This window comes from Janthinobacterium sp. JC611, from assembly GCF_018682595.1.
GTDB lineage: Bacteria > Pseudomonadota > Gammaproteobacteria > Burkholderiales > Burkholderiaceae_D > Janthinobacterium.
Genome location: NZ_JAFLJN010000021.1, coordinates 673,917 through 682,003, shown reverse-complemented (window position 1 = coordinate 682,003; position 8,087 = coordinate 673,917). Strand labels below are relative to the sequence as shown.

Genomic DNA, 8,087 nt, shown 5'->3' with positions numbered 1-8,087 from the left:
CAGCCCCTGACGTTTACAAGCCCAAAATGAAAATGCCGTTCAGTCTTAACTGAACGGCATTAGCCGCAAGGCCCTTTTTTATTTGCCGCGCGCCACAGGCGCCGCTTCGTCTTGCCGTCCTTGACGGTGCGGCTGGTGCCGAGGTGGCGCGTCGACGTTCCTCCGGCGGTGTTCTGGTCTGGCGCTGCCGGGGAATGGCTATTCTTTCGGGCTAATGCGCGGCAAGACGACGGTCAGGGCCGTGCCGCCTTGCGGATTGGCCGTCAGGCTCAGGCTGCCGCCCAGGTAATGCACGCGCTCGCGCACGGCGCGCAGGCCATGCTTGCTCATTTCGACGGGTTTGCTGGCCGGCAAGCCCGTGCCGTTATCCTTGATGGTCATCATCAGCGCCTCGTCGTTGTCGTCGATGATGATGTCCACCTGCGTGGCATGGGCGTGCGCGGCGATGTTGCTGAGCGCTTCTTCCAGGGTGCGCAGCAGGGCCACGCCCACGTTGCGCGGGCAAATCAGTTCATCTTCGGGCAGGCTGCAGCGCACGGTGATCTGGTGCTGTTCGGCAAATTGCGTGGCCAGTTCGCCCAGCGCCACATTCACGCCGAGAAACTCCAGCTTGTCGTTCCACAGCTTCATCTGCATCTGGCGGTTGGTTTCAATCACATTCAGCAGCAATTGCTTCATGGTCGCGGCCCGGTCGAGCAAGGCCGCTTCCTGCGGCATTTTTTGCGTCAGCAGCGACAAGTGCATGGTCAGCGCCGTCAGCGAAGAGCCGAGGCTGTCGTGCAGCTGGCGCGACAGGGCGCGCCGTTCATTGTCCCAACTGGTGTTGACGTGGCCGAGCAATTCGCTGAGATCGGCGGCGCGTTCCGCATCGGCCTGGGCCGTTTCCTTGTTCGGATCTGTTTGTGCGGACATAGCGCCCCGTGAATGGTGAAAGGTGAGGACCAAATTCAAGTGGTGGATCATACATGAGGATTTCATCGCAGGGCGCATGGATGGAAAATTTCTGTCTTTTCGGCAATTTTGATCTCCTCCCATCGCTTTTATATTATAGACAATATTTTCGTTTGCGCCAGCGGGGACCGTTCCCTTCGTTACGTACGGCTGCGCACATACCTGGGCGCGGCACGCTGCCATAGTGGGGCTGTGCACTACCCCATGCAGCCTGGCGCCACCGCGGCGCGGGGCGCAGCGCGGGCCCGCTGACCGAAACGAAAGGACATGCCATGAATATCGATACCATCGTCGACCAGGAATACCTTGACAAAAGCTTCCGCGACATCGTCAATGCGCCCATCAGCGCCCTGCGCGGCGTCAGCGCGAAGGATGCCAAGGCCTTGCAGCAAGCGTTTGGCGTGAACACCGTGCGCGAACTGTCCAACCTCAATTTCGTCAAATGGGCCAGCGCGCTGGCCATTCTGGCCGATGAAGAGGGCATGAGCGGCGAACAGCGGGCCAAGGAGGAATTGCTCGATGACGCCGTGGAAATGACTTTCCCCGCCAGCGATCCGATTTCCGTCGATGCCGGCATCACGCGCATCGAAGTGGCGCCGGAAACCGTCAATGCGCAAACGGACCACCAGCATGCAGGCCAGCATGAAGTAACGGCTGGCAAGAAGTAAGGCGCCGCGCGCAGTAAAAATCAGGCGATCGAGGGGATGCCGCTTTGCTGCAGGTTCACCTGGCTGGTCATCACTTCGTGGGGCGAACAGCAAAAGCGGTTCTTGCCGGCGCGCTTGGCTTCGTACAGGGCCGTGTCCGCCGCGCCCAGCAGCGATTCGACGGAGCTGGCGTCATCCGGATAGATGGCGATGCCGATGCTGGTCGACAGGCGCAGGGTCAGGTCGTTGATGAAATACGGTTCGGAAATGACTTCGATCAGCTTGGCGGCCGGCTCGCGCGCGTCGCCCTTGCCAGCCAGGTTGCCCAGCACGATGACGAACTCGTCGCCGCCGATGCGCGCCACCGTGTCTTCCTTGCGCGACGCGCTCACCAGGCGGGTCGCCACCATTTTCAGGATGTCATCGCCATAGCCGTGGCCGTAACTGTCGTTGATGGCCTTGAAACCATCCAGGTCCAGGTACAGGATGGCCGACTTGCCGCGCTGGCGGGCCGATTGCTGCAGTGTATGCTCGATGCGGTCTTCCAGCAGGCGCCGGTTGGGCAAGCCCGTCAGCGGGTCGTGCAGCGCCAGTTCCTGCTGTTGCTTGCTGTATTGCGCCAATTCCTTGTACAGCAGCCGCACTTCCAGCATGTTGTGGATGCGCTTGTGCACTTCCATCAGGTCGAAGGGCTTGCTGATGAAGTCGCGCGCTCCTGCTTCCAGGGCGGCGATCTTGAAGCTGGGCTGCGCCGTCAGGGCCAGCACGGGCAGGTAGCCGCCATGCTCGATTTCCTTCAAGCCTTTCATGACCTGGAAACCATTGAGTTCCGGCATTTGCAGATCCAGCAAGATCAGGTCGTAGCAATGCTCCCGGTGCAAGGGGCAGACCTGGGCCGGACGCATGGTGGCCGTGACATCGGTGTAGCCGGCATCGCGCAGGATTTCCAGCATCAGGTCGACATTGTCGGGCGAATCGTCGACGACCAAAATTTTGGCTTTCAAAATCTCATCTTGGCTGGGCATGTGGGGTCTCGGTAAAGTCTATGCAATGCTGGCTTCTATCTGGATGATAGGCTGGCGGCGGTGGGAAAGATAGTAGCGCCTTGCAACAAGATAGGGCGCACAACAACGCTGAACTTGCTTCTACCACTCCTGGCGACCAACGTCTCCTGTCGCCTGCCTGCCGCGCAGGTGGATTTCTTCATTTCAGTGTAGCAAATTTTGCCTAAGTTGCTTGTAGGACAGTGCCGCGTCTGAAAGTAGGAAGGGTAACCTATGGAAATAGTCATTTTGTACTGCACTATGTATTTCTTTGTATCATCTTTTTAGGGCGGTGTTTTGTGGCCCTGTTCAGGGCGCGGGGCGCCGCCATTGCGGCGCGCCGGCGCGGCCGCCGTCCCCAGGGGCAGGCGCACGGTAAAGCTGGCGCCTTGCATGTCGCCGGCGCTGCTGGCCGTGACCGTGCCGCCATGCTGCTCGACCAGGTGCTTGACGATCGCCAGTCCCAGTCCCAGGCCGCCATGCCGGCGTGTGGTGGAGGCGTCGGCCTGGCGGAAGCGGTCGAACACGTGGGGCAGGAAGTCTTGCTTGATGCCGACGCCGTTGTCGGCCACCGTGATGGCCAGGCGGCTCGCCTCGCGGCGCACGCCGATGTCGACCCGGCCCCCTTGTGGCGTGAACTTCAGGGCATTCGACAGCAGGTTCCAGATCACTTGCTGGATACGACTGGGGTCGCCCGTGATGCGGCCCGCATCGCTGGCGATGTTGCTGTGGATGGCGATGTGCTTGGCCTCGGCCGCCGGGCGCAAGGTTTCGATGGCCGAGGCGATGATGCTGGCGGGCACGATGGTTTGCAGGTCGAGCATCACCTTGTCGGAGGTGATGCGGCTCATGTCGAGCAAGTCTTCGATCAGTTGCGCCTGCGCGCGCGCATTGCGTTCGATGCTTTGCAAGCCGCGGTGCAGGTCGGCCTGGTCACGCGTGCCGCGCCGCAACACCTGGGCCCAGCCCAGGATGGCCGACAGCGGCGTGCGCAGTTCATGCGACAGGGTGGCGAGAAATTCATCCTTCAGCTGGTTCGTGCGCTCGGCTTCGGCGCGCGCCTCGCGTTCGCTGTCGAGCAGTATCTTGCGCTCTTCGGCGGCGTGCGTGGCGGCCGCGTACAGGCGCGTATTGTCGAGCGCGACGGCGGCCTGGGCCGCGATGGCGGAGACGATGCGTTCGCTGCGCGCGCTGAACATGCCCGCCTGCGGATGACCGAGCAGCAAACGCCCCAGCAACAGGCCCGAGCGCGAGTTGACGGGCAGGCTCAGGCAGCTGCGCAGCGGCGGTGCGCCGTCGGCGCTGGCCTCGGGCGCGGCCAGCAAGTCGTTCTGGCGCATGGCCGGTCCCTGGCGCAGTTCCGTGGCGATCGCCTCGGCCTGGCGCAGGCTGATGCCGTTGACGGTGCGCGCCGCGGGCAGGGGCGCGGCGCCGTCGTTCGCCTCGCCCGCATCGTCATAATAAAAGGCGCCGAAGCGCGCGCCGCTGATGCGCGTGGCCGCATCGACGGTTTCCTGCAGCAGGGCCGGCAAGTCGAGGGTGCCGGCCAGGGTGGCTCCCGTATTGTTGAGTAATTCGAGCACGCGCGTTTCATCGCGCAAGGCTTCCTGCGCGCGCCGGACCTGGTCGACGTCGGTGCAAGTGCCAAACCAGCGCAGCAACTGGCCGCCCTGGTCGCGCACGGGATTGGCGCGCGTCAGGAACCAGCGGTACTGGCCGTCGGCGCCGCGGATCGGGAATTCCATTTCGAAGGGCGTGCCATCGCGCAAGGCAGCCTTCCAGGTGTGCAGCATGGGTGCCAGGTGCTGCGCGTCATAGGCGATGCTCCAGCCGTCGCCCGCCATCTGTTCGGCGCTGGTGCCCGTGTAGTCGTGCCAGCGCTGGTTATACCAGGCATTGGCGCCGTCGAAGCCGGCGATCCAGGCCAGTTGCGGGATGGAATTGGCCAGCGCGCGCAAGTTCTCTTCGCTGTGGCGCAAGCTTTCCTCGGCCGCCTTGCGCTGGCTGATGTCCTGGAGATACGTGGTCAAGCCGTCGCTGGATGGGAAGATGCGCACTTCCAGCCAGCGCCCCAGCGGCGCATACGGCAGTTCGAAACTGCAGCTTTGCTGCTGCGCCATTGCGCGCCGGTATTGCACTTCCAGCTCCGTGCCCTGCAAGGCGGGACAGGCTTGCCACAAATCGTTGCCTGCCAGGCTGACGCCAGGCGGATGTTGCGGCGCCAGCATGGCGGCGCCGCGCGTATTGAGGTAGCGGATGGTCCAGTCGCGGTCGAGCAGGCAGAAACCATCGGTGATGCTTTCTAGTAAGTTGGCCAGGTGCTCGTCGGCAAGGCTCAGCGGCGCTGATGGGGGAAGCAGATATTGCTTGCGGTCATGCTTGGCCATCGGAAATCCTGCAACAGTGAGTCTGCCGTCCGGGGTCTTGCCCCGCCGGGCCGCCGCCATGCATGGGGGGAGGCACAAACGCCCCGGTCTGGCTGGTATTGTAGCCCCAAGCGGCGCGCCGCCACCGCACGCTTGCGCGCCACTTGCAGATAGCACTGGACAGGCTGGAAAGCAGTCCCTATAATCCCGCTTCTTTCGAGACAGCAACTTCTCGATTCGCTGGATGTCTCCTGTGAAAGCAGAAGCATGCATCGATAAAAAGGCGCAAGCTTTTTGGCAGTGAAAAGGTGGCGGATCATGCGGGGCGGTATTCTGCAAAATCAGCTAAGCGATTGAAAAATCGAACTTTTCAAAGCGAAATGAATACGCTATAATGTTTGCCTGCGCGGCTGTAGCTCAGCTGGATAGAGTACTTGGCTACGAACCAAGGGGTCGTGGGTTCAATTCCTGCCAGCCGCACCAGTATTACCAAGATGAAGTTCACTTCGTTTTGATGAAAGTTTCAAGCTTCGTGCCGTCCGGCGAAGTGTGTCAGAGTTTGCGGCTGTAGCTCAGCTGGATAGAGTACTTGGCTACGAACCAAGGGGTCGTGGGTTCAATTCCTGCCAGCCGCACCAGTATCAGCAGTACAGAAAAAACCCGGAAAGGTGACTTTCCGGGTTTTTTTTCGTCCTGACGGCAGCCGGCCAGCGGCCAGGGCAATTGTGAAATATCCGCATGGCGCCCTTTGCCATTCTGCAAAGCCCTGCTATAATCTTGTCTTAGGCGGCTGTAGCTCAGCTGGATAGAGTACTTGGCTACGAACCAAGGGGTCGTGGGTTCAATTCCTGCCAGCCGCACCAGAATATTGAAAATCAGACTTTGCCTGGTTTTGTTGTAACAAGTTTCACCTCCATGTTGTCGATGGAATGTTGTAGAAGTTTTGCGGCTGTAGCTCAGCTGGATAGAGTACTTGGCTACGAACCAAGGGGTCGTGGGTTCAATTCCTGCCAGCCGCACCAGAATATCGGGGATCAGATTGTAAAATCTGGTCCCCTTTTTCGTTTCCGAATGGATTTACGCGGCGCCGCTGGCGCCGCGCCGGTATTGCTGGCGAAACGCGCGCGGCGTGACGTGCCTGGCGGCGCGGAACTGGCGGTTGAAATGCGCCAGGTTGCGGTAGCCCGCCTCTTGCGCGATGACGGCGATGGCGAGATTGCTCTCGATCAGCTGTTGGCAGGCGCGGCCGATGCGCAGCCGCGCCAGGTACTCGCCCGGCGTGCAATGCGCGTGGCGCTTGAAACAGCGGTGGAAGGCGCCCAAGGACAGGGCTGCCTTCTGTGCCAGGGTCTCCAGTGCGATCTCTTCCCGGAAATGCGCGTGCATGAAATCGAAGACGATTTCCATGCGCTGTTGCTGCACATCGGCAGGCATCGGCGCCAGCGCTGTCGAGGCCAGCGGCTGCGCGGCGCCATCGCCCGCCAGGTCCAGCAGCACGTCGAGCAGCAGCGGCAGGCGCTGCGGCACGGGCAGCGCCTGCAATTGCAGCAGTCTGGCCGCGCAGCGCGCACTCGTTGCCGGCGAAAAATGCAGGGCAGGGCCGGCCCGGCGCGCCAGTTGCCGCACGCTGTGCAATTCCGGAAAACAGGCTGCCAGCTGTTCCACCCATTCCAGCGAAAACCACACGACGACGGCCAGCATCGGCTGCGTGCCGTCGATGCGCTCGCTGGCCGACCACGTGTGCGGCAAATTCGGTCCCAGCAGCACCAGGTCGCCCGGCTCGAAGTCGCCCAGGTGGTCGCCGATGTAGCGTTGTCCCCGCGCATTGACCGTCAGGGTCAGCTCGAATTGCGGGTGGTAATGCCAGAGGAAGGGAATCGCGTCGAGTTCGCGCCACAGCAAGCCCCAGGAGTGGCCCGTCGGAATCGTGACTTGTTCAAATAAAGGCGTCATCGTGACGTTTTCAGGAGAGTGATGGTCAGGATAGTATCAGTATCGGTTGCTGCGCACGCATTTTCCCTTGATCTTCCATCGCACAATCTGTCTCACACCAACACAGGAGACAGCGATGCACAAGCGATATCAGTACGGCGAAGACCGTCCCGGCAATCCGTCCGTGGCCTACACGGAACAAACCCAGTTGCGCGACATCCGGAAACGGCTGCCGCTGCGCGTGCTGTCCGACAGCGATTTCCTGCACTGGCAAACCTACGGCTACGTCATCGTCAAGGATGCCGTGCCGCCGGAACAGGTGCGCCGCACGACGGATTTTCTGTGGGAATTCCAGGGACTCGACCAGCATGATGCCGCCACCTGGAACCGGGATCAGTTGCGCGACCATGCAATGAAGGAACTCAACGGTTCCGGCATGGTCGAGGCGTATCACAACCAGACCCTGTGGGATAACCGCCAGACCCAGCGCGTGTATGATGCCTTCGTCGACATCTGGGACCGTCAGGATTTGTGGGTGACCATCGACCGCGCCAACCTGAACACGCCGAACAATGGCAAGCGCAAGTTTGGCGGCTTCATCCACTGGGATGCCGACACCACGCTCGACCCGCTGCCCGTCAACGTGCAGGGCGTGCTGGCCCTGTCCGACACCTCGCCCGAGAGCGGCGGTTTTCAATGCTATCCGGAACTGTTCAACAACTTGCTGGCGTGGCGCGAGAGCGTGCCGCTCGACCGCAACCCCTGGCAGCCAGACCTGGCGACGGTGCCGTACCCGATGGAATTCATCGCCATGAAGAAAGGAGAGTTGTTGATCTTTAACAGCCTGCTGGCGCACGGCATCCGCCCGAACACGTCCACGGACCAGGTGCGCCTGGCGCAATACATTTCCTTCACGCCAGCGCAGGAAGACAATCAAGCCTTGCGCGACTGGCGCGTGCAAAGCTGGCGCGAACGCAGCGCGCCGCAAGGCTATGCGTTTCCCGGCGACCCCGAGCAAAAGGAAGCGCTGCGCTATCCGCAAGCGCGGTTGAGCGAACTGGGCGAGAAAATCCTCGGCGCGCGCGACTGGTAAGGCGCGACTGGTCAGTGTGGCGCCGGGTTCGGTGGCATTGCCTGCCGGATAGACA

Annotated in this window: 6 protein-coding genes and 4 tRNA genes; 6 read left to right on the top strand and 4 right to left on the bottom strand. The window is 61.6% G+C overall.

What is annotated here, in order from left to right; genetic code table 11:
- Positions 1–198: 198 nt before the first annotated feature.
- A complete protein-coding gene (locus J0O65_RS17525) occupies positions 199–912 on the bottom strand; it encodes a sensor histidine kinase (RefSeq protein ID WP_215408527.1) in 714 nt (237 codons plus the stop codon).
- A 311-nt stretch (positions 913–1,223) separates the two neighbouring features.
- Between J0O65_RS17525 and J0O65_RS17520 the strand changes: the two genes are divergently transcribed.
- Positions 1,224–1,619 carry a hypothetical protein gene (locus tag J0O65_RS17520; RefSeq protein WP_215408526.1) on the top strand — a complete coding sequence of 132 codons (396 nt, stop codon included), beginning with the start codon at positions 1,224–1,226 and terminating at the stop codon, positions 1,617–1,619.
- A 20-nt stretch (positions 1,620–1,639) separates the two neighbouring features.
- On the opposite strand, the gene J0O65_RS17515 is transcribed toward J0O65_RS17520, so the two are convergent.
- A complete protein-coding gene (locus J0O65_RS17515) occupies positions 1,640–2,623 on the bottom strand; it encodes a GGDEF domain-containing response regulator (RefSeq protein WP_215408525.1) in 984 nt (327 codons plus the stop codon).
- Between the two features lie 302 nt (positions 2,624–2,925).
- Positions 2,926–5,028, bottom strand: coding sequence for a PAS domain-containing sensor histidine kinase (locus J0O65_RS17510; protein ID WP_215408524.1), 2,103 nt, complete (start codon positions 5,026–5,028; stop codon positions 2,926–2,928).
- Between the two features lie 385 nt (positions 5,029–5,413).
- On the opposite strand from J0O65_RS17510, the gene J0O65_RS17505 reads away from it, so the two are divergent.
- The 4 genes from J0O65_RS17505 (at position 5,414) to J0O65_RS17490 (ending at position 6,029) form a co-directional block, all read left to right on the top strand.
- A tRNA-Arg gene (locus J0O65_RS17505) sits at positions 5,414–5,490 on the top strand.
- 78 nt (positions 5,491–5,568) lie between these two features.
- Positions 5,569–5,645, top strand: a tRNA-Arg gene (locus J0O65_RS17500).
- Positions 5,646–5,793: 148 nt separating this feature from the next.
- Positions 5,794–5,870: transfer RNA gene (locus J0O65_RS17495), tRNA-Arg, on the top strand.
- Positions 5,871–5,952: 82 nt separating this feature from the next.
- Positions 5,953–6,029 (top strand) — tRNA-Arg (locus tag J0O65_RS17490).
- A gap of 55 nt (positions 6,030–6,084) precedes the next feature.
- On the opposite strand, the gene J0O65_RS17485 is transcribed toward J0O65_RS17490, so the two are convergent.
- Positions 6,085–6,960, bottom strand: coding sequence for a helix-turn-helix domain-containing protein (locus J0O65_RS17485; protein ID WP_215408523.1), 876 nt, complete (start codon positions 6,958–6,960; stop codon positions 6,085–6,087).
- Between the two features lie 115 nt (positions 6,961–7,075).
- On the opposite strand from J0O65_RS17485, the gene J0O65_RS17480 reads away from it, so the two are divergent.
- Positions 7,076–8,032: a phytanoyl-CoA dioxygenase family protein gene (locus J0O65_RS17480; RefSeq protein WP_215408522.1), complete on the top strand. Its 957-nt coding sequence runs from the start codon at positions 7,076–7,078 to the stop codon at positions 8,030–8,032.
- Positions 8,033–8,087: the final 55 nt, after the last annotated feature.